This is a genomic window from Propionispira raffinosivorans DSM 20765, from assembly GCF_000381065.1.
In the GTDB taxonomy this organism is placed as follows: Bacteria; Bacillota; Negativicutes; order Selenomonadales; family Selenomonadaceae; genus Propionispira; species Propionispira raffinosivorans.
Genome location: NZ_KB905839.1, coordinates 104,085 through 130,125, shown reverse-complemented (window position 1 = coordinate 130,125; position 26,041 = coordinate 104,085). Strand labels below are relative to the sequence as shown.

The following is a 26,041-nucleotide window of genomic DNA, read 5'->3' as shown; positions in this document are numbered from 1 at the left end:
CTGGATTCCACCATGCATAGAATATAAAAGACACAAAAACGAGCCACGGCACAGCCAATCTTTTAGATTTTAATTTTACAATGAAATAGAAAATCCCCATTGCAACCGGCAAAAAAAAGAATAAAAACTCATAGGAATTAAATAACATCGGACTAAGAAACCTTCCTTTTCTGTAATGTATTGACATTTATTTAACCAAAAGTTGCACCATATATTTTGTTTTTCGATCAATCAATAAAGCATAAGCTAGTATTTTTAAATAATTACGTTCAAAGAGCCATGCATATATTTTATTTTTCAATCGTTTACTCTGTTCTGTTTTATGAAAACCAAAAAAAGCAGGAAGATAATATGTTTCTCGCAGCGTATGAAGAACCTGCAATACTTCTTGCCATGATAATTTTGCTTCTGGTTTTCTCATGATACTGCAAATTAAAATCACATAGGTGATAACTCGCTGCTGCCAATAAGCAGGATAACTTTTTGATAATTGCAGGCTATCAAATAAATTTTGTTCATACGTCAACAGCCTTTCCGTATCGCCAATTCGATCAATTGAAAAAACTCTTGATGTCGATGTTTTATAGACAATATGTTGATAATAAATTTTAGGATTTATCACTACACACTTGCTATGTGGATATAACTGCATGCAAAAAACTCGATCTTCATGTCCATATTTAAACTGCGAGTCAAAGGTAATTTGTTTTTCTCGAATCAACTCCGTCTTAAAAAGACCATCCCACACATATACTAATAAGTCCGCTTCATTCAGTTTCTTATATTCTGCCGGCAGATCATTTTTCCTTATAACAAGCAACGCTTCTTCATTGAGCTTTCCCGATGAATGAATCGCATCAACTGAAAAAATTTTTTGTTTGATATATTGGTTTCCATATTTTAAAATATCAGCATTATATTTTTTTGCCAAAATATAATTTTCTTCTAATAAATCCGGCAAATAAACATCATCATTATCAATAAATGCTATATATTCGCCTCGAGCTAATGTCAAGCCTTTGTTGCGAGCTGAACAAATCCCACCATTGTTTTGATGAATCAGCTTTATTCGTTGATCATCTCGTGCATAGGATGCACAAATTTCAGCACTTTTATCAGTTGATCCATCATTGATTAAAATAAGTTCAAAGTCTGACAGCGTTTGGTTTAAAACGCTGTCAATTGCCTGCGACACATATTTTTCAGCATTATAAATTGGCATTACTATACTTACTAAAGCCATAACTCACCTGTCCTTTATGTCAAAACCAACATTGTATTTATCCTTGTCTTGGACATCTCCATATTTTCTCTTTTCCATATTTCAGATACCATTTTATGGCTTCTTGATATTTTCTTTCCTGCCAATGTTTTCTGGCCTCTCTTTTATAGGTCTTATAAAGCGGCTTAGCATGTTTAATCGACAAATGCTTTGCCCCAAATTCTTTGAATACCATAAACCAATCCATCACAGCATGCACAGAAAACAAGCTTGGTTTTTCACGATAAGCCATAACGAGTAAGGTCTGATCTGCATCTGCTAATCCACAATGAGTTAGATGTAAAATCGACTGTCTGAATAGTGTCGCGAGTTCCGTCCATAATAATGCAGGAGCTACAATAATTCCACCTGATATATAAACTCGCATTTTATGGATAATATCAAATATGGGCATATCATCGATATCTTGTGTCGTAAAAATATGAATATGCTCTGAAAAATCATATTCCCATAAAAAATCAAATTCTTTTGTATCTGGATATGCTTCACCATTATGATTATAACCAAAATCAACCCACGCTATCATTCCATCAATTCGTTGTTTTTTTACCGCATCAGCAATAAAATATGGTTTTAAATAGGTAACATAATTATATTTGGCACTATATGATTCTGGATTTTCTGGTCGTTCGCGAAATTTGAGCAGAGTTTCATTGGCTACTACTTGATTTAACTGCGAAGCGACCTCTGGATCTAATCGATCAATTTCATTCACTATTATAACTTGTGTTTGATTTTTCAATCCATATCCTTCACGAATTTTCCACACTTGCTGTGCTGTAGCTTCATCTGTATACACAACCAGTTTATTTTTTATTCGAGCCCAAAACTTGAAATACTCCACATATTTATTCGAGTTTCTTTCAAAACCTTTCCAGTTAGCCCTGCCTATATCAAAAAATGCAGTTACGATTGTAAGTTCAGACATTATTTTCTCCACACCACCAAATCTACTAGATTAACTTTTTGCTTTTATTTTCGCAACGGCATAAGCAAGGTACCAATAAAGTGCCTGCAAATACATATTTCGCTTCCGATAAGAACGAGCCATTCTTTTTTTCTCTTTATAATGTTTTGGTTTTACTAACGGAACATTAGCCCATGGCGTTTTTTGTGCATATTCCTGATAAAGCTTCACCATGAAATGATATTCAGACCACTGCTGCCATGGTTTATCACCAATAAAATGTATAAAAACAACATCTTTGGGAAGTTTATTATCCATTTTGCGCATATCATATAGATAATTCCATTGCTGTGCAATAAATAAAGTTTTACCATCTAATAGTATATTCAAGACATCCTGATCAAGATAGGTATATTTTTCTGGATTTTCCGTTAATAAAGCAACCGCCTGCTCGGCAATCTGAGCATCGTTCCATTTATTAATGTCAATATACAAGAAACCAGCGTTAAAATATTTTCCGTTTTTCAGTGACAACCGATTTACATTAAATTGCCCCTCTTCACTGATTGCTAAAACAATGTTACCCTTCATATCCATCTTTTGCAGTTTGTCCAGCATCCCAATACATAAAATATCCGCGTCAATATAAAGTACTTTATCTACCAATCCATGTAAAACTTTCCCCATAATAAAGCGATAGTAAGTAGCATATGACCAAGCCAACGTCGTTGGTAAGTTTCTAAATGCTTCAATATTAATATAATAAATTTTTATACTAATATTATTATATTGTGTTAATTCTTGTAATTTCGCTAAATCTTGCTGCTCAATTCCATCTGTAAAAACATGAAAACTAATGTTTTTTTCTTGATTATGGCAATGGATACTATCCATTAAAATCCCCATACCTCTGGCAAAATTTTTGTCAATACCAAAGGCAATGTGAAAATCAGTCTGACATTCTTCAACGGTACGTTTAATGTTTATTTGTTCTATTTTTAAAATAATATTATCAAATAGTTCCATTAGTAAGACCCTCAACTTATCGTTTTGTCTGAAGTTTTTCCCTTGCATATTTCCCATACCATTTTAAAGCTTGTGTATAGTTACCAGCTTGCCATAAGGCTTGCGCTTGTTTTTTTGATTCTTTATATTGTATTTTTGAAGCTCTTGTCAAATGTTCACCGCCCACTTCTTTTAAGGCAATAAACCAATCATCCACTGGATGAATTTCAAATAGATCTGGATTTTCTCTATATGCCATAACCGAAACGGTCTGATCATCATCAGCAAACCCACAATGTGTTAAGTGCAATACCGACTGCTTGTACAAATCGGCAAACTCCTGCCATAGTAGTGCTGGGGCTACCATAATAGCACCTGCGATGTAAGCCCGCATGGTTCGTACTATTTCAAAAACCGGCATGTCATCCATTGGTTCCATAGCAAACAAATGAATTTTTGGAGTAAAATCATAACACCATAGAAAATCAAACTCTTCCGCATGAATGCAGGTTTGTCCACCATGATTGTAGCCAAAATCAACCCAAGCTACCATTCCATCTGCATAACCATTCTTTACTGCATCAGCAACAAAATATGGTTTTAGACAAGTAACGTAGTTATACTTTGGATTCCAAGATTCTGGATTTTGTGGACAAGTTCGAAAGTTAACTGCCTCTTTATTATCAGTCACAGCACAAATTTGTTTAAATAAGTCCGGTTCAAGTTTATATACATCATCAATAATAATAATTCGTGTTCTATCTTTTAAATGAAATGAATCTCTTATTTTCAATACTTGTTCAGCCGTAACTTTATCTGTATAAACAACAAGTTTATTCTTCATTCTTGCCCAAAATCTAAAATATTCTACATATTTTTGAGTACTACGCTGAAAGCCTGCCATATCACCTCGGCCAATATCAAAAAAGCCACTCACGATCGTGATTTCAGACATACGGATTCACCTCCTTTTCATTCTTTACATTTTATTTGAATTCTTGTATATATATATTTGACAAACCATATGAATGCCTGTAGGTACTCCCCATTTTTTTTGCAGGATTTCGCCATTCTACGTTTTTCCTTGTAATGGAAAGGTACTGTTAGCGGCACACTATTCCATGGTGATTTAAGACTATAAGCTTCGTAGCATTTAACCATAAAATGGTGTTGCGTCCATTGCTGCCAAGGTTTATCACCTGTAAAATGGATTAAATTTACATTTCCGGGCAAAGCCTGTTCCATATAGCCTAAATTATAAATATAGTTCCATTTTCGATCTATAAAATTTGTCTTTCCATCCAGTAAAACATTTAAAACATCCTGATCAAATGATTTATATCGTTCTGGATATTTTCGCAATAAATCGATCGCTTTATCTGTAATCTTTTCTTTATTCCACCGATTAATGTCTATATACATTACACCAGAATTGAAATATTGTTTACTTTGCATCGATAAATATGTAATTCTTTCTTGCAGTCCACCAACTTGATCTTCAATAGCTAAAATTATGTTTCCTTGCATATCTTCTTGAATAAGACCATCTAAGGACCCTATACACAAAATATCTGCATCAAGATATAAAACTTTATCTACTTTATCGCATAAAAATTTTGCCATTATAAATCGATAATAAATAGCCTGTGACCATGCTATCGTAATAGGAAAAGCTTTAAATCCATTGGCATCTATATAATAAATCTTAATGCTTATGTTTTTATACGTCGTTAACTGTTTTAATTTTTCTAAATCAACAACATGTAGTTGATCTGTGAAAATATGGAATTCAATGTTTTTATCTAAATTATTTAAAATAATAGACGTGATACAAACTCCCATACCGCGAGCAAAATTGGCATCAATTCCAAAAGCAATATGTATATCTATCTTTTTATTTTTAATTTCATCTCCACTGAACGATTCCATTCTAGTTATAATATTATCAAAAATATCCATAAAAAACCTCGTAATCTATTTTTTTAGCTGTCTCGCTACAAGATATTTCCAATACCACTGTATTGCAATAATATATTCCTGCCGCCGAAAATATGATCGCGCCAATTTGCGTTTTTCTTTATAACTGGAAGCGTCTCTCATTTTAACATTATGCCAAGGAGATTTTTGTATATATTCCATATAATATTTCGCTAAAAAGTGATGCTGCGTCCAACTTTGCCATGGTTTATCACCCGTAAAATGAATTAAAATCGTATCGTTAGGCAATAGATGTTTCATTCGCATCGTATTATACATATAATCCCACTTTTTATTAACAAACTTTACTTTTCCATCCAAAAGAACATTCAATACGTCTTGATCTAAAGACTTATATTTTGTTGGGTCTTTACTTAATAATTGTATGGCACGCTCAGATATTTCATCCTCACACCAGCGCTCAACATCAATGTACATAACACCTGCATTGAAATATTTTCCATTTTTTATTGATAATTCTTGCATGCGTACGATAAAGTTTTCTAAAAAATCACAAATTCCAATAATTGTATTATTTTCCATATCAATTTCAATCAATTCTTTTAAAGAACCTATACATAACACATCTGCATCTAAATATAAAACCTTCTTAGCTTGTCCATATAAGACTTTCCCCATAATAAACCGATAATAGGTTGCATAAGTCCACCCGACAGAAGTTGGAAATTTTTCAAAAACCTTTTTGTTTATATAATATATTATAAGCTTCACATTTTTATAATGCGTCAGCTGTTTTAAGCGTTCAAAATCTTCGGCTTGAATGCCATCTGTAAAAACATGAAAATTTATTTTTTCTTGCTGGTTATGTAAAGCGATTGACGTCATACATACACCCATGCCTATTGCAAAATTAGCATCTATCCCAAATGCAATATGCAAATCTTCTTTTTTCATTTCAAATGTTGGATTTTTATCTATAATTTCAGTTTTTAAAATAACATTATCAAAAAGATTCATGATTCCACCGCCTCATTCCTTTTCTACCCGCTTAGCCTGCCAATATTTCCAGTACCATGATAATGCTTTCCCATATTGTCCCTGCTTGAGCATCGCTGCCCCCATCATTTTCATTTCTTTGTAACTACGCGGTACAGAAAAAAATGGGACATCGCACCAAGGAGAAGCTTTGGCATAACGAATAAATAATTCCTTTTCTTTATGCATACACCAGATATGCCATGGTTTGTTGCGGGAGGCAAAATGGACGATTACAGCTTCCTCAGAAATTCTGCTGTATTTTTTCTCCATATTGCAAATTTCATTCCATTTACGTTCAATAAACTTTGCTCTGCCATCCAACAGAATATTTAATGCATCCTGATCGAGCAAAAAAAACTTTCTTTTTGCTAAAAGGTCCATAGCCTGTTCCGAAATCTGATTTTCATTCCAGGCTTTTAAATCAATATACAGCATGCCAGCATTAAAATACTGTCCATATTTTAAATCTAATGTTTTCATATGGTTTGCCACAAATTTCCCCTGATCGGCAACCACCATAGCAATCTTATCGGAAAAATCAAGCTGTATAAGTTCTGCTAAATCTCCCTTACAGACCATATCCGCATCCATATAAATCACTTTATCAATCGAAGGATACAGAAGTTTCGCTACGATAAACCGGTTGTAAGTAGCAGCTGTATAATTCCAGGTCGTTTGCATCGACTCAAAAATAACTGGATTGATATGATATAAATGGATAAGAACATTCTCCGTCTGTGCCAACTCGTTTAGTCGTTCAATATCTACCAATTCAATCGAATTAGCAAACACATGAAACACCAAACTATGCTGCTGGTTATTATCGAGCAATGACGTCATCGCTACGCCCATTGGGCGAATGAAATTCGCATCCACACCAAATGCGATATGTATAGGCTGTTTGTCTTCGTATTTGAGAACACCAAATGTTTCTTGTTTTTTTACCGCATGATTTAAATTCATAGTGTTCTCTCCTTGATTTCGCTTGCTAACCAGCCTTGTTCTGTAATCACTTGTTTTACTTGTTCCGGATGAATGAGTTCCATACAGTTTTGTTCACATTTTGGCAACGTACAATCCAGTCTCTGACAAGGCACACAAGGCAGGCTGCTCTTTAGTATGATAGCATTCTCTGGAGCCCAGCGTATTGGATCACTGGGACCATATAAGACAATAGTCGGCACGTTTACCGTACTTATAATATGCATCGGCCCCGTACAAACTGAAATGGCAAATGCAGCCTGCTTAGCAATTGTTGGCAGTTCTCGCAAACTAAACAGACCTGCCGCATTAATTTTAGTTCCTTTAATCTGGTTGATATAGTCTTTATCACCATTTGAACCAATATACACTGGAATAATGCCTTCTGCATTTAAAAAATCATTTATTTCACTGAAATATGAGATCGGCCAATTTTTGTTAAGCGCTGCACTTTTGGGTACAATAAGAACTAGTTTCTTTGTTATATTTTTGTGTTCTGCCAGCCAATTTTCCAGATAATTTGTTCTTGTCTTATCAGGATTTCCCAATACGGCTGTTATTTCATAATTTTCTGCCTCCGGATTTATCAGTTTAATATAAGAAGCAAAGTCTTCTATTGCTTTTACTTTATGCAGTTTACGTTTAAAGAGCCGATTTGCGCCTAACGATATCTCAAATCCCCTATTTAACAATTTGCAGTTTGCTTTCCAGGCTAGTACAGTCGAAGTAAAACGATCATCTACGATAATGGCTTCATCATACCCTTTTTCCCTGATGTCCAAAATGATGTTTTTTTTATTTTTTTTACTATAAGGAAAAACATCATCAATATAAGGATGATTAACTAGTAAATCCGCAGACTTTGCCGCAACGACAAATCCAACTTGAGCACCATTATACTCCTTGATGAGTTTTGCCAGTGGCGTAGTCACCACGACGTCGCCAATTCCCAATCGATTGATAATTAAAATTTTTCTCACCAGGGAAACCTCCTTCTATGTAATCCGTTTAAATACATCCATATAAGCTTGTGCCATCGTGTCTAAACTCAAACGATCTTTAATATAATCAGCAATTTTCTGGCTTTCCTCTTGCTCTAGTTGAAAGGCCCGATCCATCGCACTTGCCATATTATCTGCATTTACCGGCTGATCTTTCCCATCGAAATTCACATCACAAGCATACGCAATATTGGCTCCATTTATAGAGCCAATAAACGTATCAGCATTTCGAATCGCGACAATCGGCTTTAAACAAGCCAAAGTCTCCATCGCAACGCGCCCTTCACCAATCAGTATGTCAACAGCATTATACCATTCGGTAAGGGACGAAACAAAATCATAAATTTGAATTTTATCGCCATATTGCTGATTAAAAGCAAGAATTTTTTCATTGATTGTTGCTCTTAATGGCCCCTCACCGATAAGGATCAGTTTTGCTTCGGGTCTTTTTTGCAGTACCCTTGGCATACTGTCAATAATCTTTAACGTCACTGCTCCCTTGACTCGACTGAGACGACTGACGTGCAGGATAAAAGGGGCTGTTGGATCAAGGCCTAGTTCCTGCCTGCATGTTTGTTTGTCTTTTGGTTTAAATTTTCTAAAATCAATACCATTATTGATGAGTTGAATCTGCTCTGGAAGAAAACCAAAGTCTTTTTGTAATGTATCGGAAAGATTCCGACTGACACAAAACACCTGAGAAAATATTTTTGCATAAACCGATTTGAACATAGCGCGATGCCATGGATCATGCATAGTTACCGTATAAGGGACCCGCGTATAATGACGAATTATATAAGCCCAAATCCCAGCCGTTCTTTGTTGCGCTGAAATCACCTGTATATGTTCTTTTTTTATGAAAGCACATAAGCTTTTAATGTCGCTTATCCACCGAAAAATATTTACACCGCGTGCTTGTATTTTGATGATTTCTACGTTAGGGAACTTTTTTTGCAGCTGTCTCAATTTGTCTGTATCGCTGCCCTCATTAACCGTTAAAAATAAAGTATGCCCGACGAGCCCCTGCATTAATGCTTCCACATGTGTTTCAGCTCCACCAACGCGCCATGGCTGTGAAAATAAAATCAAAATATTCACGATCCCTGTACTCCTTATAATTGATTTCCTTTGACTAAAAGCCACCAGGACAGAGTTCTCATCATAGATATTTTATCTTGTGAACTATCTTGTGCTGCCTCTATCTTTGACAGATCACCATGATTGAATACTTCATAATCTGTTGGATTTGTTATCTTGCCAATCGCATAAGGCGTAATCGAATAGTCATTATTAAAACCTATTTGATTGCCTTTGGTTAAACTATTTGCAATCGAATAGTAAGTAAAACCTTTCGGTGCTAAAAGTTCAATTAAAGTTGGCATAATATTCACCTGACTGCCAGCTATATCACTTGGCAGCAAAGCTTTGGTAATACCAGGTCCAGAAATAACAAGTGGAATCGTATACCGTTCATAAGGGGTTGGTGTGTCCGTAACATTAACCCGATCTGAATGATCCCCTGTAATAATAAATAGGCTGTCCGGATATTTTTCTTTTGTTTCTTTGACAAAGTCATGAACCACTTTATCCATATACCAGTAATGTCCAAGTTTACGAATTAATTCTTTATTATTTTTCTGATCTTCTGGTAGTCCATCCATGATTTTTGCCGCATCAAATCCAGCCTTATCCAAGTCTAAATTATAGGGTGGATGATTGGATACAGTTAAAATTAGATGCACCGTCGGTGCTTCTTTATCAAGATGTTTTGATAACGCCTGGAAGATATATTCATCTTTTGTTCCCCAAATATTATCTGGTTCAGCACCAAAATCTGCACAACTATAAAAATGATCAAAACCTTGAGCCAAGGTAAAATCTTTAATCCGTTCCCAGGAGGGAAAACCACCATACCAAAAATCAACTTTATAGCCCAATTTCTGCATTTGTGGTGCCAATGCCGTAATATAGGTTTGTTCATAGCTCCGCTGTTGATAATTCACGGGAATTGAAACGTCTGAGAGCCCTGTGACGAGTGCTGTAACAGCCATTGCGGTAAAGGATGCATTGGGCAAAAAAGCCTGCGTATACGCTGTGTCATCTTGTTTGATGATATCTTTCAAGCCATTTGCTAGATTCAATTTATCAAATTTTTCCATCAAAGGCCATTGTGAATAGGTTTCACCAATCACGATAAAAATATGACGTGGTTTTGCAATCTGAGCACCCGCTGCCTGCCGTGCTAAGTAAGGTGTCAAATCATCTGATTCTACATTATTCCCAGCAACCAGTTTACTGTATTCGCGGATTTTCTCTTTGTGAATACCACTTATCTGATCCCCCTGTGCCATACGATCATGAACAGCATACGCACGATACAATGCCTGCATATCATCCAGGATAGCTTCATTCAAAAAGCTGGACTTCGTAATAGCTCCATTTTCCCAGTTGATAGAATGGTTATAATTAAAACTACCTCCGAATCGCATAAAAATCATAAAAATCGGGATCATCATTACGACAAAGACACGAAAAAACAAATTTTGTGTCTTTGTCGTAAAATGTGGCAAAGGATAATTGGGACTTTTTAGCAATGTTTTGAACAAAAAATACAAAAAATACAAAATAACCAGTGCACCTAAAAGTCTAACAGGTAAATTGTATTCCTGAATCATCGTAATAAACAATGCATAGACATCATCATTCATGGTATTAAACACATTTTGATTAAATGTCACATGAAATGCATTGTAGTAGGGAAATCGTGCTTGAAACAGAATCGACAAAATAGCAATGTAAAAGCCACCCATCCATAAACGAATGGAGTCTGTTTTAAGTTTTGGTACAAGAACATTGCTCATTGTGCAGACTAAAAAAGATAACAAAACCAAGACTCCAGCTGATTTCAAGCTCAGACGAAACCCGGCCCACATAGCCAATGCTATATCAGTCATACCTGTATTCGGTTCGATATAACTTTGCATAATCCATATAAAAGCTCCACGATACAAACAAAATAATAATAATAAAAACACATACGTTTTTATATCTCTTTGAATATTTTCAAAAAACACCGAAAATCGCGACATCATATCACTCCACAATTCTATCTTTCATCCTATCTAGAATTACTTAAAATAACCCTAAATAAGATTTTTAATTTTTTCAATCACTTGTTGTACGGATATCGCGTCGAGACAATCTCTGTCAAACTTACACGTACGATTCCAACAGTGTTTACAATCATAGGACACTTCGATCACGTGATCCAGCTGACGATATGGACCATTGCGATTTGCATCCGTTGGTCCCATTAACATAATGGTTGGTATATTAAGCCCCGCTGCCAAATGGACGGGCCCGGTATCGCCACCGAGCGTAACTTTTGATTTTTTAATAATGTGGGCTAGCTGTTTGAGCGTTGTTTTTCCCACAAGGTTCACCGGAGGAATTTCCGCTGCTGCTGCAATTTCATCAGCCAAACGTTCATCGACTACACCACCGCCAATCAGAACCGGAATAATATTTTGATTATAGAACCAGTCGACTAATTTTGCATAATATTTAGCTGGCCAGCGTTTATTCGGCCAATTTGCACCGACGGCTAAAACCACATATGGATTTTGACTATTCATACCAGCCTGCACCATTAATTTATCAGCAATATCAGCTTCTTTGTCCGTTATTACAAGGGGAAATATAACCTGTTCGACCTTGCAGCCAAGTTCACGTACCACATCAAGATATCGTTCAACAATATGGCCTTTTGCATTTGTTCCTATGACTGGTCGACTTATTTTATCGCTAAATTCACGCATATCCACACATCCCAGCTTCAAAGACGCTTTGCTAAGCCAGGCGATGGCAGCAGATTTAAAAAGCCCCTGCAAATCAAGAACGACATCATATTTTGTTTTTTGTAGAGCAGACGAAAACGGCCCTATCTGTTCCATAAAGCCGCCGATTGATTTGAATTTCTTTTTTTCAAAAACAATAATTTCATCTATGTAAGGATTATTCGTCAAAAGGTCATAAGCCGGCGGTTCAACAACCCAGGTAATTTTTGCCTTGGGAAAGGTTTCTTTAAGCGCATGGGATACTGGCAGGGCATGAATAACATCACCAATTGCGCTGAGTTTGATAACGAGGATATTTTGAATTATCATCAGAGGAAGACCCCTTTCTCTATGAATTCGGAGCTGCTTTTATTTTTTCAATTACATTCGTCGTTGAGCGTCCTTCAACAAGGTTCACAAATTCAATTCTACCACCATTCGCTTGAACTGTTTTTGCTTCAGGCAATGTAGCAATTGTGTAATCGCCGCCTTTGACATAAACATCTGGTTTTACTTTACCAAGCAAAGATTCAGCCGTGGGTTCATCAAACAGAACTACATAATCGACCGATTTTAGCGCCCCCACAACTTCAGCCCGATCAAGTTCATTATTGATTGGACGGTTCTCGCCTTTGAGACGGCGTACGGAAGCATCCGTATTGAGTCCAAGTAGAAGACAATCACCAAAGGACTTTGCTTTATTTAAATACCGTACATGTCCAGCATGGAGAATATCGAAACATCCATTGGTAAAAACAATGTTCTTTCCATTTTTACGCAGTTCGGCACAGAACGCTTCTATTTTAGTGGCATCAATCAGCATACATTTCTCCTACCTTCTTCACAGTTTTTTAATTTTTTATTTTACAAGTTTCATTAATTCACTAGCCGATACTGTGGCCGTACCCAATTTTCGAACTGCAATTCCAGAGGCAAAGTTCGATAATTCGGCAGCCAAAGCCGGTTCAACTCCAGCAGCAAGGGCCAAAATCATAGTTGCAACACAAGTATCACCAGCCCCCGATACATCATACACTTCGCTTTTATCCGATACAGGTATATCATGAATCGCTCCATTGTTTTCAAACAAAACCATCCCTTTTTCACCACGAGTTATAAGTACGCCTTTGGCTTCCATCTGGTGTAGTAATTTTGTTCCAGCTTCATATAAAAGTTCTTCTGTAGTCAATTTAAACCCCATGGCTGCTGCCAGTTCACCATCATTTTGCTTGATAAAATCTATACCTTTAAAACTCAAAATATCGTAGCGCGAATCTACCATCGTTGGAATACTATTTTTTGCACAATGATAAAGTATCATTGCCTTAATGCTGTCCGTCAAGGTTCCACTGCCGTAATCACTTAGTACCACACCTTGAACCTGTGGCAATATTGATTCCAGATATTGCATGATATTCGCTTCAAAAGCTGGAATCATCGGCATTTTGCTTTCTTTATCAATCCGAACGATCTGCTGACTCACCGTTGCTCTGCCGCCGGCAATAATCCTTGTTTTCGTGATCGTTGGTCTTTTTTCATCACAAAAAAATCCCGCCGTATTGACGCCCTTTGCTTCCAGAATTTCTTTTAAGCCGCGCCCGGCATTATCCAGACCAAGCAGGCCTACGGCAAACACTTTACCGCCAAGCGTTGCTGCATTGTGTACGACATTAGCTGCGCCGCCGGCAATGATTTCTTCATCCGCTTGTTCTAAAACTAACACCGGGGCTTCCCGCGAAATTCGCGAAATTGTTCCATGCAAATAAACATCCGCCACCATATCACCAATGACAAGTACCCGTTTACCTTGCATCTGCTCTATTACATCTAATAAATCACTTTTCATAACGATCTCCTACCAATTCTTTAAATGAAATTTCACACTCCAGGCATCCCGTTTTTCACGATAACGGACTTCCATTTGTGCACAATGTAAATCATGGTACCAATAATAATCAAAATCATGCGTCTGTTTTTTATCTACATCATAACTTTGTTCTGCAACAAAGCGATTTTTGTCATCAAATTTATAAGAAAAGCCACTTTCAATATTTTTGGCAAAATCTGCATTTCCATAGTCGAAAGCGGATTGTACTTTACTGTCTTTTGTATAATGATAACTTGTATAAACTGTTAATTTAGGATTGATATCTTTCAGTAAAACGCCATCATACATGACCGTATTAATTTGTGAATTATCATACGATTCTTTAATGATTTTATAACCAAAGCCTGTATAAAGACTTAAGCTTGGACTAAACTTAATAGGATCACGATCTACATAGACAGAATAGCTTTGATGCCAGCTTGTCTTGATATCATCATCCCATTTACCATATTCAGAACTAAAGGAATAGTGGAACGGAAAATCACCGATTTGCTTTGGACCATAATCGATCAAAAACGTTGGTTCTTTTTTAATCCAGTTGTTATCGCCATCTTCGTAATCACCTGTTTCAAGTGCTAGTTTCAATAAACTATTTTTCCAGCCAACACCATACACATTTTTAAAATCGCGTTTTGGTGAATAGGATAGCTCCGCATAGGCATTCACATTTTTTTTGAGTTCTTGTTCAAAGTCCTGACGGATGGTTATACCATCTTCTTTACTATAGCGAACGCGGGGAAAGGCTGTGTTTTCGCCTTTTTTATTTTTCCCGATTTTCGTTTCATATTTTTTGGTCGAATAAATGACTTGATTTTTAATATAAAATTTAACATTATAAGCAACCATATGATCATCCGGCCAAATTTCAATTTTTTCCGCACTAATATGATAGTCTGGTTTAATCGCCGGACATTTTGTAACGGAACCATTATAAATGATCATTTCATCCGGATAAAACTCCAGTTTTTCGCCTTTTATATACCGTCCATCAACTTTGCCTTTGGCATTTTCCATAGTTCCTGTTTTCTTTTGATAATTATAGTTTGTCTTATAACCATCCAAAACCAATGGTGGTGCTTGAACCTGCAAGAGATGCATTTTGTCCTCGACATATACATCTGAGTTTTGTGTATTGCCACGCAAAGCATCTGTCGTCATCCGTGCCTCCAGCTGCGTAACTTTTACATGCCCTTTTGCAAAGACTTCGCCATTTTTTTCATTGAAAGAAATATCATCGCCTTCAAAGGTTACCGGGGGCGGCAATTTTGCATCAATAGTTTTCGGTTCATTTTTTTGCTGAGCGGCAAGTTCGTCATGCAGTGCCTGCAGCTCCGGGTCCAGACGGTCTTTGGCTGCTTCTCGTTCATTTTCCCGATCTGTTAAAATATCTAATGCATTCGGTGCCGCTTCTGCTAAAAGATAGGAATTAAATACCGTAACCAAAGCAAACAAACCTGAACATATTTTTATCTTATTTTTCATTACGTTCTCCTGTCTATATCCGTCAGAATCTCTAACTTAATTTATGTTCGACATCCATTCATAAATACCTGCTCTTATGATACTCCCTTATATTGTATCAAATAACAAAAAAAAAGACAGCCTTTTTTGACTGTCTTGTTTTTCCCATATAAAATTTATTTGGCAGCAGCTTGAATACCAAAGACAGTTGTATCCTCTTTTGTTTGGATATACAGCTCCGTACCAGCTTCAATATTAATGTTTTTACCATTAATAAAAGCACCTGTCACCACGCCAATTGGTCCTAAAAGAACCATGCCCGCAACCGTTGCACCTGCTGCCATAGCAACGGATTTCATTTCTTGTTTGGCTTTTTCGCCCAGAAATGTCGTTACGGTGCTGCCATCAATCGCGGTCGTCTGATCAAAACCAATTTCGACTTTCGCATCACGACCAAAATTGCGTGCCTGTGTCACTTTATTGACAGTTCCTATTCCCGGTGCACCTTTGGCAAAAACCAAAGTTCCATTGATCATAACATCTTCCGCTACCTGATATTTTATTGTATCACCAACTTTGAGTTCCTGACTTTTAATTGGTGTCACAAGCGCTATTTTCACCAATGTATCGGTTGGAATACTGGTCTGCACCAGAGGAATTTTCACTCCCCCAAAAGCCAGTTCTCCTAGCTTCGCTATACGTTTTTTCAAGGTACCTTCTTTTGGTCCGCCTTCAATAACTGTTTCCAGTTGCTCGCTTCTTGCCTGGATGGAGTTCATCGTAACTTCATGTGTGACAGCCCATTCAATAGCATTCAATTGTGTTATAGCCGATGGCGCAGACGTATTATCGTACAGAATGTTATATAGATTATCAATACGGCTAATCATTGTACCAGTAGGATGCATTCCCAAATAGTCTTTTTCTAATTTATTGGTTCGTTCCAACAATGCACCTGTTTGTGTATGCCCGTACATGCCATTTTCGATTGCCACGAGTTTGCCTTGTACTGTATTGTCGATCTCCTGTGCGGATACCATTACAGTCGAAAAGAAGAACATTCCTGCCAGCAGTAAGGATGTAATTTTACGAAATTTCATCATATTTTTTTAAAACCTCCTATTATTTTTCTAGTTATATTTTTACATCGATTTGTGCAGATACCCCAACTCCCTGAACACGCGAAAAGTTCGTAGCGGTTTTCGTGTTGATTGGAATCAACGCCTTGATCCGGAAACGATCCCCACTAAAATCTCCTTCAAGCTGCAAAACCGCTTTTGTTTGATCAACTAAATCCTGCGGTCCGGTAACCTGTGCTGCTCCAGCATAAGTTCCATTGCCCACGGTAATAACTGGTACGACTTTTGTTGCATAATCTGAGCTAACACCATTTTTTGCGGTAAGCGTATTAATGAAACTATTCAACTGCCCAGAAAAGGTATCAACCAATACAGCAATCCCACCAGCTTTTATGATGCCCCCCAGGCTGCCCAGACTAAAAGCCTGCGTTGAATTGATCGCTGCCGTACAAGTCAGGCTTAACACCAAAATTGATGCAATAAGTATTTTCTTAAAATTCATACGATCCCCTCACTTTGAATAAATACATTTTTTGTTGACTCTTTTACAGATTCGCGATGAAAAAGAAAAACCCTTTTAATCGAGCTCATTCTAGGATGAATCAAATTTATAGCATATCAAAAAGAGCCTTTGCCGAAGCAAAAGCTCTTTTTGTCTGCTATAAATAGCAAATTATATAATTTAAAATTAAAACGCGAATTCAAGACGTTCGAATACTTTTTTAATATCTTTACCACCCGTGATATTTTCACCATCATAGTAAACTGTTTTGGATAAAATATTTTTATCAAGCATATACATTGCGCCTAGTTCATACCCTTTTGTGCCAGTTTCAGCACCATTAAAAGTCGTATTGATGGTTGCAAATGAACCAAGCTGACGATAAGCAGCCCAGAGACCATAAGAACCAGGAACGCTGGCTTTTACGCCTTTGTATGTTAACTGTATAGAATAAGATTTAGCTTCACTACTATCGGCTTGAATGGAATTAATCGTTGCATTATTTGTTTCGGCATCACTTTTTACATAAACACCGCCAAAAGTGAAATCTTTTGTGAGTTTATAATCAAAACCAGCATTCCAGAAACCATAATTATCACCTATGGATTTTCCGGCATATTTAACATTTGTGAAACCATCATCACTCAAATAATTATAACCAGCTACTACGGTTAAGGCTTTTGTCGGTGCATAGCTGAATTGTGCCGATGCATAATCCGCAACCTGACCAGCTTTTGAACCAACTATACCAAGAATGCTCCCGTTTGCAATACGACCATAAGTCAATGTAGTTTTTACCGCTTTACCAAAAGCAAATTCTGCCCCAGTAAGTTCTTTATCGATAATAAGACCACCATTGGTTAATGCAGCATTATCGAATGTGCCAAATTTACCAATTTTTGCTGTTGCACCAAATAATGGTCCCTGAGCAAAAATTCTTTTGGTAGTAACCTGGTCTTTACCAGTCGATGTGCCAATTGTACCATTATCATTATTCAAACTAGTTTGTCCATCTAAACGGGCTCTTACTAACCAATCATCATTGACAGCGGCATTGATTTCTAAACGAAGCAAGCCGGTACCCGCGATATCATCATTACCTTTATAAGCTTTATTATAACGTACACCTTCCAAACGCATTAAACCATTGAATTTAACGTTATCGGATTTTTTTTCGAGGTTTGTCACACGAACACCAAGGTTGTTTAATTCATCGGCATATTCAGCTGACAATTTGTCAATCATTGCTTTATCAGCAGCAGAAACATCCGATTTAGTCATTGCTTTTGCTACCATTTGAGCCATTTCATAGCGAGTGATTTTCTGATCGCCACGGAATGATCCGTCGCCATAACCTTCAATAACACCGTCTTTTGCTAATTTGCTGACAGCATCATAAGACCAATGGTCTGTTGGAACATCGCTGAAAGGATTGGCAGCAGCAAACGTTGTGCTGGCAGCACCTACTACTAATGCAGTTGTGATCGCTGTGATTAGAGTTTTTTTCATAAAAATAAGTCCTCCTAAAATTTATTGATGAATTCTAAATTTTTAGAAAGAAGAACAATTCGCTGAGTTTCCTCGTTTCCTCATTGCTGTTTTCTTCCAATGAATCTCAAATTCTTTTTTATGATAGCATGTAAAGTTGTTAATTACAAGCTGTACACCCAAAATTTACATAAATTTAACCAAAAATCAATATAATCACCCTATTTAGGGTTGTTTTATCCAATGCACATCTTTTATGCTCAATTTATCTATATAAGTTGCATTATATTTCTTTAATGCATTTTATAGATGGTATTTGACGTAAAAAAAGGCTCTCACCGAAGTGAGAGCCTTTTTGATATTGTATCTCAAATTAGAATGCGAATTCAAGACGACCGAATACTTTTTTGATATCTGTATCGGAAGTAATTTCGCTACCATCAAAATAAACTACTTTAGTCATGATATTTTTATCAAGCATGTAATTTACACCAAGTTCATAACCTTTAAGACCAGCTTCAGCACCATCATATGTTGGAGCAATTGTAGCTAATTCACCGATTGAACGGTAAGCAGCCCATAAGCCATAAGAACCAGCAACATCGGATTTAGCACCTTTGTATGTTAACTGTGCAGAATAAGCCTTTTCTTCATCGCTGTTATAACCAACGTTTTTAGCATCAGCGTCACTGCTTGCATATTCGCCGCCGATAGTAAAATCTTTGCTTAATGCATAGTCAAAACCAACATTCCAGATTCCAACTTTGTCATCACCATAATTGTTTGTAAATCCAGTGGTATTACCGTTAGCATTATCTTTAAGATGTGTATAACCTGCACCCAAAGCTACTTTGCCTGCAGTATAACCAAACTGGATAGCAGCATAATCAGCAGCAGATGTAGAATAACCAATATTAGCGATATCTTCTGTATCTAAACGACCATATGTTACTTTTGTTTTTAAGGCATTGCCAAATATAAATTCAGCACCAGTTAAGTCCGTATCGATGATTAAACCACCATTGGTTAAACTTTCGTTGTCAAAAGCACCAAATTTACCAACTTTAGTATCTGCGCCGAACAAAGGACCTTCTGCATAAATTCTCTTAACAGTAACTTTATCGTCACCATTAGCATCGCCTTTATCATTGTTTAAGCTAGTCTGACCATCTAAACGTGCTTTTACAGCCCAGTTATCATTTACAGCTGCATTGATATCTAAACGGAGTAAGCCAGTTCCAACTGTATCATCATTATGAACAGCAGTATCATTATATCTTTTAGCATCCAAACGCATTAAACCAGTGAATTTAACGTTATCGGATTTCTTTTCAAGGTTTGATACACGTACGCCAAGGTTGTTCAATTCATCAGCATATTCAGCAGCTAATTTGTCGATCATTGCTTTATCAGCAGCGGAAACATCCGATTTAGCCATTGCTTTTGCTACCATTTGAGCCATTTCATAACGAGTGATTTTCTGGTCGCCACGATATGTTCCGTCGCCGTAACCATCGATAACACCATCTTTTGCTAATTGACTAACAGCGTCATAAGACCAATGGTCAGATGGAACGTCGCTGAAAGGATTTGCTGCAGCAAAAGTTGTGCTTGCTGCGCCTACTACTAATGCAGTAGTAATTGCTGTGATTAATGTTTTTTTCATTTGAAAAATCCCCCTAAAATTTATTTTCGAACTATCGATTTTTTTAGGAAGAATAACCGTTCGCTGAGTATCCACGTTTCCTCATCTAGGCCTTTCCTCTTCATCCAATCTCAAGTCCTTTTTTATAATAGCATATTCCGTTGATGATTGCAACAAATATTATGAAAAATTTTACAAAAATTTTACGAATTCTTAATAAAATATCGTTCGGCTAAAATCACGGCAGCATAATCATCCACTGGATCTGGCGGTACCTGCATCGTCGTTGGCAGTAAGCGCCTCCAGCCGCTCGGAGGGTTTTCCTGCCAGTAACGAATTTTTGCCGCATCGGTGGTGCGATATTCCTCACAAATTTGCAGGGGCATATCAGGAAAAGCGGCTTTGATTTGAAACTGTGCCGCTTTACTGGTCGTGCCATTTCCCATGATAATCAGATCAACCGGATAACAATCGCACAGTTTTCCGATTTCTGTCAGGAGATTTATTGTCGCCACTACCTGCTTAATTAATATGCCGGAGCGCGAAACAACCGCGACCCCGCATTTTTCACGTCCCGGATCAATGGATAGTATTGTCTTTTGCATTTCAATCACCTGACTATTTTTTTCATTTTTGCCCCAAAATTTCTTCTACCTTTATCCGTAACTTAAGCGGCCCCAGTGCATTGGTATCTGATTGAGCATAGGCAGTAAGCAAAATATCGCCGCGTATCGGATCGATGCTGTTAATAATATCATAAAATTGTGATCCCGTCATAACACCTACGGAACCTTTAATCGGATCGGACAGAATACCTTTTTTAATAGCCGAAATGTTGACATGCTTTAGAAATTCAACAACCGTGCGTTCTGCTTCATCCGCACTTTGTCCTTTTACACTGAATTTTTCAGCAAAAACATAATCATTTTCATGATAAATAAGACTGTTTTTATAAATCTGTATATTAGCCCGAACTGGTTCACCATAGACAATATTACCAGCAGCTACAATACGAATAACTGTATTTTGCCTGGCATTTTTTATCGTATTAAAGGCTTCATCAAATTCCTTTTGCGAAATCCAAACCCCTTCTATCGGGCTCTTAGCTCCCATGCGCTGGGTAATATTCCGGTTAGCCAGATAGACAAGGCTCGTAAGATCAGCATTGATCGTTTTGTCATTGTTTGCGACATCCACCACACCACTGGCAATAATTTCTCCGGCCCGATAAATAATATCACCTTGACGAACAAATTGCAGACCTTGGCGAAATTCGGCACTTCGCACAGCCAATATGTTATTCTCTTCATTCAATGAACTATTAGCTTGCATGAGACTGGTATTTTGATCACCTAAAGTGCTGTTTTGTGCCATTAAATCATCATTGTGCAAAACAAGCTGGGCATTCCCAGCTTCAAGGTTTCGATTATTGACTTCTAATGCCATATTACGGCTTTCCAGTTCCACTTGGATTGTTTTTAATGCACTCACTTCGTTTTGTGTTTTCACCAAATCTTTATTCGTTTTTTCTTGTTCCATATTCGCCGCCGCAAGTTCATCCGTGACCACCGTGAGATTCGTCTGCGTTTCTTTAATTTGCCGATTGAGTTTTTCCATACCGAATAATGCCGTCCGTACATCTTTCGACACCGCAGCCATAATACCAAATGTCAATGTTGTAATCAAAATCCCCGTAATAATCGTTACAATAATCGATGTATGTCTCGGGCGCAGCCCAAAAATCGACAATTTTTTTTTGCCGACTTTTGTCCCTAACCGATCACCAATAAAAGCAATCGCACCACCCGTAATCACAAGAACTATGATAAGAACGATTCCATACATAAGGTGTCACATCCCTAATAAAATTAAAATCTATTACTTCGCTGCTTTGCGCAATAATATCACTCCAGCAATGAACCCGATCAAATTTGGAATCCAAACGGCATAAGCTGGTGACAGTATGCCGCCTTGCCCAAGCGCACTCGATAATGTCATTATACTATAGTAAACAAAAATAATGATGATACTAAGTCCAAAACCAATGGAGGAACTAGTCCGGTTCGGCTGCAGCCCCAATGGCATGCCAATCAAAGCAAAAACCAGACTTGCCATGGGAATTGTGATTCGCTGGTACAATTCTGTTTCAAGTTTTTTCGTATCTACATACTGCGATTTCATAATGTTAATCTGCGCCCGCAGTTCTTTCATGGTAAGTTCTTCCGGTTTTTTTTGTTCTCGTACCAACGCTTTTGGATCTTGCATAATTGGCAAATTTTGTTTATCAAACCGAATCGTTCGTTCTGTTTCTCCACCAGAAAAATCGTACAACATTCCATTATACATAGTCCAATGATCCGATTCCCATGTAGCGTATTCCGCATTTTCCACATGGACAAGAACTTCTTTTTCAAACTCTTGCACGGATACGCCCTGCATAGAATTTGTTTCTGCATCATAACGCCGTGCATAAACAAGCCGTTGGATATTATTATCTTTTATCTCTTTCACTATAATATGATCCTGTGATTTTGGCGAAGTATTTCCCTGAATTTCATAACGCACAATATTATTATAAGATTCGTTTGCTTTTGGAACAACAAACTCACTAAAGGCAATTGCAAAAACACTGACAAAAAATGCAATCATAATCACAGGCATTGCAATTCGTGAAAAACTAATACCACAAGATTTCATCGCGGTAAGTTCACTTGACCCTGATAATTTACCAAATGTAAGTAATGTAGCCAATAGCATTGACATAGGAAATGTTAAAACAATAATGCTTGGCAAACTAAAAATAAACAGCCGCAATACTGCCGTAAAGGATGCTCCATAATCTGTCATATATTGAGCAATTCGGAATAAAGTTCCTGAGCCAACAAAAACAGCGGAGAATGCAAATATGCCGAATATAAAGGTAAGGAAAACTTCTCGTATAATATATTTGTCTAAAATTCGCATTGCATTTCTCCTATAATGTAAAATTATGGCCTAAGTAGAATTTTTTGGCAATATCGCTGTTGGCTATTGTATCTTTGTCACCTTCAAGCAGAATTTTACCCTCATTTAAAATGTAAGCCCGATCGACAATACTAAGTGTCTCTCTAACGTTATGATCGGTAATCAAAATACCAATACCGCGCTGCCGAAGATATTCAATAATTGCTTGTATATCAGCCACAGCTATCGGATCAACACCAGCAAATGGCTCATCAAGCAAAATAAAGTGCGGTTCAATCGCCAGACACCGAGCAATTTCAACACGGCGGCGTTCTCCACCAGAAAGTTCAGTACCTTTGCGACTGCGCACATGCCCAATGTGGAACTCCGCCAGCAGTGCATCCATCTTTTTCTGCCGATCTTCTTTGGATAAACTAGTCGTTTCTAAAATTGCCATGAGATTTTCTTCAACCGTAAGCTTGCGAAAAATGGATGCTTCCTGTGCTAAATAGCTGATTCCCTGCACTGCTCTTTCATACATTGGCATATTGGTAATTTTGACATCAGATATATAGACATCTCCACTGCTTGGCCTTTCCAGACCCACAATCATATAGAATGTTGTCGTTTTCCCTGCACCATTTGGTCCCAGTAAGCCGACAATTTCACCTTTTTCGACTTTCAGAGAAACCCCATCCACAGCATTGCGATTTTTATATGTTTTAACTAAATTTTTAGCTTCTATAAACACGGGGGCAATTCCTCCATTTTTCTTACATATATAAATTGCATTATATATACTAAACTAATTTCATTATGTTGTTACATCGGCTTTTCCACCCGCGAGATAAATCGTTAGTTTATTGCTACGCAGTGTATTATTATTTTGCGTTGCCACAGCATTTCCCGTCAAAATAACCTTGCCATCATCTTTTCCATAATACGTGGCCTGATCGCCTACTGCATCTAAGTTTCTCGGCGGACTGACAATATGGACATTACCTGTACCAATCAAGCGATTCTCATTAAGATATGCTTCCATACGATCTGAGGTAAATGTACCATCTGTCATTGTCACGCGCGCATTCGATTCAATGACTGCATAACTTGTGTCTGGATAATAATCAATTTGCGGACCAGTTAATGTTTTGTCGGCTTTTACAACAACTACATTACCTGTTGCTATCATATGATTTGGACCTGATGTTTTGATCATAGAAGCTGTCATATGCATATCTTCTTTATCGGCCACAACGCCACCAGTTACAAAACCTTCCTGCGTCTTGGAATTATACTGCGCCGATGCTCCAGTCAGAACCGCTCCGTCTTGTATCATTTTCACACTGCCAGTCGCTGTAATCAGGCCAGTCTGCGTATCATATTCAACGGTATTTGCATTGAGTTCAACGGGTTTACTGTCAGCAGCATACAATGTACCGGTCAAAATAAAGCAGACAGCCATAGTAAGCAGTACCATTTGCATTTTTTTTAGTTTCATCATTGAGCTCCTCCTTTTGTAATATGCGCATTCCCGCTTACTTTGACTTTTTGGAACCCATCCTGCGTTTCAATTTTATCTCCGACAATCACAGCATCACCATGGGTCAGGATAATATTTTGTTCGCCTGTAAGGGTTTGCGCAGCCGCATCCCAAAACATTTTTTCTGCCTTCAGATCACTATCATCGGTCGTAGTCGCATGCACACCACCAGCGATGGTAATGTTTTTTGCTTTCGCTTCATATTGGGCTTGTGGTGCTGTGAGCATAACCACGACACCATTTGGTTGATAAAATTTACCAGTTATGTTTTTGAGTGTCACATTTTGTGAGGCAGCATCTACTTCGATAAATTCAGCTGTCATTTCCCATATTTTCACACCATTTTTTGCCTCTGTAATGGTATTGCCTGAATAACTCATACTTTTATTATCCATTGTTACTGGCTGAATATCTTTACTTTGCGGAGCTGGCTGGGTGACAATCGCCCAATAAATCAAAGCAGCCCCCAGTGCAATAAATGCAAAAATAATCATTTTGCCTTTTTTGTTATTCATTTTCTACCACCTGTTGCTTCACCGTATGATGTTTTGTTTTTTTCATCTCGGGTGTCGTATTCCAACGTTTCTGAAACCACAGCCATTGTGTGGGATTCTCTTGAATAACCTTTTCTACGATACGAGTCATCTCGACCGTAAGATCATATAGATCCTGATCGGAGTTACCTTTATCTTTATAATGGAGTACTTCACCAATTATAACTGTATGCTTTCCATCTGGTTTACGAACAATAAAGGCGGGTACAATGGGAGCAGAAAATTTTTTTGCAAATACCGCCGGTCCCATCGGTGTTGAGGCAGTTCGCCCTAAAAAATCGACAAAAGCACCGCCCGGTCCGGCATCCTGGTCAACAAGGAAGCCTAATGCTTTCCCTTTTTTCAGAGCTTTTGCAGCACCAAGAAGTTCACTGGTACCACGAGAAAAAATTTCCACCCCGACCATCGCCCGAAATTCATTTAATATTCGAGTATGCTGCTCGTTTGGTTGTGGTTTGGCTATCGCCGTAAGTGGTATACCAGAAAAAACAAGTGCCGCTGAAAGCCATTCCCAGTTTCCAACATGTGCCGTTAAAATAACGACACCATGTCCTTCAGCCAGAGCAGCTTTAAAACGTGCTATATGATCGATTTCCATATAGGTTTCGAAATTTTCTTTTTTTAAATTCGGCATATACATAATTTCCAAAAAGTTACGACCAATATTGATAAAAGAACCTCGAATCAGCTTTTCCGCATCTTTTTGTGATTTACCAAGTGATTCCCGGAGCTGCCGAATAGCACGATTGCGTTGTTTCGCCGCAATGTTGAAATACAATAAACCCATATATTTGCCAAGCCACAAAATAAAAGAATGCGGTAGTTGGCATAAAATATAACTGATCAATTTTAAAATTTTATATTGCATGGAGTTCGAATCTCCTTTTCCATCAGTCAAATGTAATAAAAATCCCCCAAAAAGGGGAATGACTTCATAATCTATCATACCATAT

Annotated in this window: 25 protein-coding genes; all 25 read right to left on the bottom strand. The window is 37.4% G+C overall.

Going from position 1 to position 26,041, the window contains the following annotated elements; genetic code table 11:
* Positions 1-187: 187 nt before the first annotated feature.
* Complete coding sequence (locus F606_RS0100590; protein WP_019551911.1) at positions 188-1,243, bottom strand: glycosyltransferase family 2 protein; 1,056 nt, start codon at positions 1,241-1,243, stop codon at positions 188-190.
* A 37-nt stretch (positions 1,244-1,280) separates the two neighbouring features.
* On the bottom strand, positions 1,281-2,210 hold the full coding sequence (locus tag F606_RS0100585) for a WlaTC/HtrL family glycosyltransferase (RefSeq protein WP_019551910.1): 930 nt from the start codon (positions 2,208-2,210) through the stop codon (positions 1,281-1,283).
* A 30-nt stretch (positions 2,211-2,240) separates the two neighbouring features.
* Complete coding sequence (locus tag F606_RS0100580) at positions 2,241-3,215, bottom strand: glycosyltransferase family 8 protein (protein WP_019551909.1); 975 nt, start codon at positions 3,213-3,215, stop codon at positions 2,241-2,243.
* Between the two features lie 16 nt (positions 3,216-3,231).
* Positions 3,232-4,149, bottom strand: a complete 918-nt coding sequence (locus F606_RS0100575; RefSeq protein WP_019551908.1) for a WlaTC/HtrL family glycosyltransferase — start codon at positions 4,147-4,149, stop codon at positions 3,232-3,234.
* A 17-nt stretch (positions 4,150-4,166) separates the two neighbouring features.
* Positions 4,167-5,153, bottom strand: coding sequence for a glycosyltransferase family 8 protein (locus F606_RS0100570; protein ID WP_019551907.1), 987 nt, complete (start codon positions 5,151-5,153; stop codon positions 4,167-4,169).
* Between the two features lie 15 nt (positions 5,154-5,168).
* Positions 5,169-6,149 carry a glycosyltransferase family 8 protein gene (locus F606_RS0100565; RefSeq protein WP_019551906.1) on the bottom strand — a complete coding sequence of 327 codons (981 nt, stop codon included), beginning with the start codon at positions 6,147-6,149 and terminating at the stop codon, positions 5,169-5,171.
* Positions 6,150-6,161: 12 nt separating this feature from the next.
* Positions 6,162-7,133, bottom strand: a complete 972-nt coding sequence (locus F606_RS0100560) for a glycosyltransferase family 8 protein (protein ID WP_019551905.1) — start codon at positions 7,131-7,133, stop codon at positions 6,162-6,164.
* A complete protein-coding gene (locus tag F606_RS0100555; protein WP_019551904.1) occupies positions 7,130-8,131 on the bottom strand; it encodes a glycosyltransferase family 9 protein in 1,002 nt (333 codons plus the stop codon). Before F606_RS0100555 ends, F606_RS0100560 begins: the two co-directional genes overlap by 4 nt.
* A gap of 15 nt (positions 8,132-8,146) precedes the next feature.
* Positions 8,147-9,250, bottom strand: a complete 1,104-nt coding sequence (locus F606_RS0100550; RefSeq protein WP_019551903.1) for a glycosyltransferase — start codon at positions 9,248-9,250, stop codon at positions 8,147-8,149.
* 14 nt (positions 9,251-9,264) lie between these two features.
* Entirely contained in the window at positions 9,265-11,136 is a 1,872-nt protein-coding gene (locus F606_RS0100545) for an LTA synthase family protein (protein WP_169558409.1), read from the bottom strand.
* Positions 11,137-11,295: 159 nt separating this feature from the next.
* On the bottom strand, positions 11,296-12,318 hold the full coding sequence (locus tag F606_RS0100540) for a glycosyltransferase family 9 protein (protein ID WP_019551901.1): 1,023 nt from the start codon (positions 12,316-12,318) through the stop codon (positions 11,296-11,298).
* A 19-nt stretch (positions 12,319-12,337) separates the two neighbouring features.
* Complete coding sequence (rfaE2, locus tag F606_RS0100535) at positions 12,338-12,811, bottom strand: D-glycero-beta-D-manno-heptose 1-phosphate adenylyltransferase (RefSeq protein ID WP_019551900.1); 474 nt, start codon at positions 12,809-12,811, stop codon at positions 12,338-12,340.
* 36 nt (positions 12,812-12,847) lie between these two features.
* Positions 12,848-13,834 (bottom strand): bifunctional heptose 7-phosphate kinase/heptose 1-phosphate adenyltransferase, encoded by a 987-nt coding sequence (locus F606_RS0100530; protein ID WP_019551899.1) that lies wholly within the window; start codon positions 13,832-13,834, stop codon positions 12,848-12,850.
* Between the two features lie 9 nt (positions 13,835-13,843).
* Positions 13,844-15,358: an LPS-assembly protein LptD gene (locus F606_RS0100525; protein WP_019551898.1), complete on the bottom strand. Its 1,515-nt coding sequence runs from the start codon at positions 15,356-15,358 to the stop codon at positions 13,844-13,846.
* 155 nt (positions 15,359-15,513) lie between these two features.
* The gene (locus tag F606_RS0100520; RefSeq protein ID WP_019551897.1) at positions 15,514-16,440 is read right to left on the bottom strand and encodes a hypothetical protein; all 927 of its coding nucleotides are present in this window, start codon (positions 16,438-16,440) and stop codon (positions 15,514-15,516) included.
* 31 nt (positions 16,441-16,471) lie between these two features.
* On the bottom strand, positions 16,472-16,918 hold the full coding sequence (locus F606_RS0100515) for a hypothetical protein (protein WP_019551896.1): 447 nt from the start codon (positions 16,916-16,918) through the stop codon (positions 16,472-16,474).
* Positions 16,919-17,104: 186 nt separating this feature from the next.
* Complete coding sequence (locus tag F606_RS0100510) at positions 17,105-18,427, bottom strand: S-layer homology domain-containing protein (protein WP_019551895.1); 1,323 nt, start codon at positions 18,425-18,427, stop codon at positions 17,105-17,107.
* 352 nt (positions 18,428-18,779) lie between these two features.
* Positions 18,780-20,072 (bottom strand): S-layer homology domain-containing protein, encoded by a 1,293-nt coding sequence (locus tag F606_RS0100505; protein WP_019551894.1) that lies wholly within the window; start codon positions 20,070-20,072, stop codon positions 18,780-18,782.
* Positions 20,073-20,254: 182 nt separating this feature from the next.
* Positions 20,255-20,656, bottom strand: coding sequence for a RuvC family protein (locus F606_RS0100500; protein ID WP_019551893.1), 402 nt, complete (start codon positions 20,654-20,656; stop codon positions 20,255-20,257).
* A 22-nt stretch (positions 20,657-20,678) separates the two neighbouring features.
* Positions 20,679-21,896: a DUF3084 domain-containing protein gene (locus F606_RS0100495; protein ID WP_019551892.1), complete on the bottom strand. Its 1,218-nt coding sequence runs from the start codon at positions 21,894-21,896 to the stop codon at positions 20,679-20,681.
* Positions 21,897-21,929: 33 nt separating this feature from the next.
* Positions 21,930-23,015 (bottom strand): LptF/LptG family permease, encoded by a 1,086-nt coding sequence (locus tag F606_RS0100490; RefSeq protein WP_019551891.1) that lies wholly within the window; start codon positions 23,013-23,015, stop codon positions 21,930-21,932.
* Positions 23,016-23,025: 10 nt separating this feature from the next.
* On the bottom strand, positions 23,026-23,745 hold the full coding sequence (gene lptB, locus F606_RS0100485; protein ID WP_019551890.1) for an LPS export ABC transporter ATP-binding protein: 720 nt from the start codon (positions 23,743-23,745) through the stop codon (positions 23,026-23,028).
* A 63-nt stretch (positions 23,746-23,808) separates the two neighbouring features.
* On the bottom strand, positions 23,809-24,495 hold the full coding sequence (locus F606_RS0100480) for an LptA/OstA family protein (protein ID WP_019551889.1): 687 nt from the start codon (positions 24,493-24,495) through the stop codon (positions 23,809-23,811).
* On the bottom strand, positions 24,492-25,049 hold the full coding sequence (lptC, locus tag F606_RS0100475; RefSeq protein ID WP_019551888.1) for an LPS export ABC transporter periplasmic protein LptC: 558 nt from the start codon (positions 25,047-25,049) through the stop codon (positions 24,492-24,494). The genes F606_RS0100480 and lptC overlap by 4 nt, the downstream gene beginning before the upstream one ends.
* On the bottom strand, positions 25,042-25,956 hold the full coding sequence (locus F606_RS0100470) for a lysophospholipid acyltransferase family protein (protein ID WP_026329158.1): 915 nt from the start codon (positions 25,954-25,956) through the stop codon (positions 25,042-25,044). The genes lptC and F606_RS0100470 overlap by 8 nt, the downstream gene beginning before the upstream one ends.
* Between the last annotated feature and the right edge of the window lie 85 nt (positions 25,957-26,041).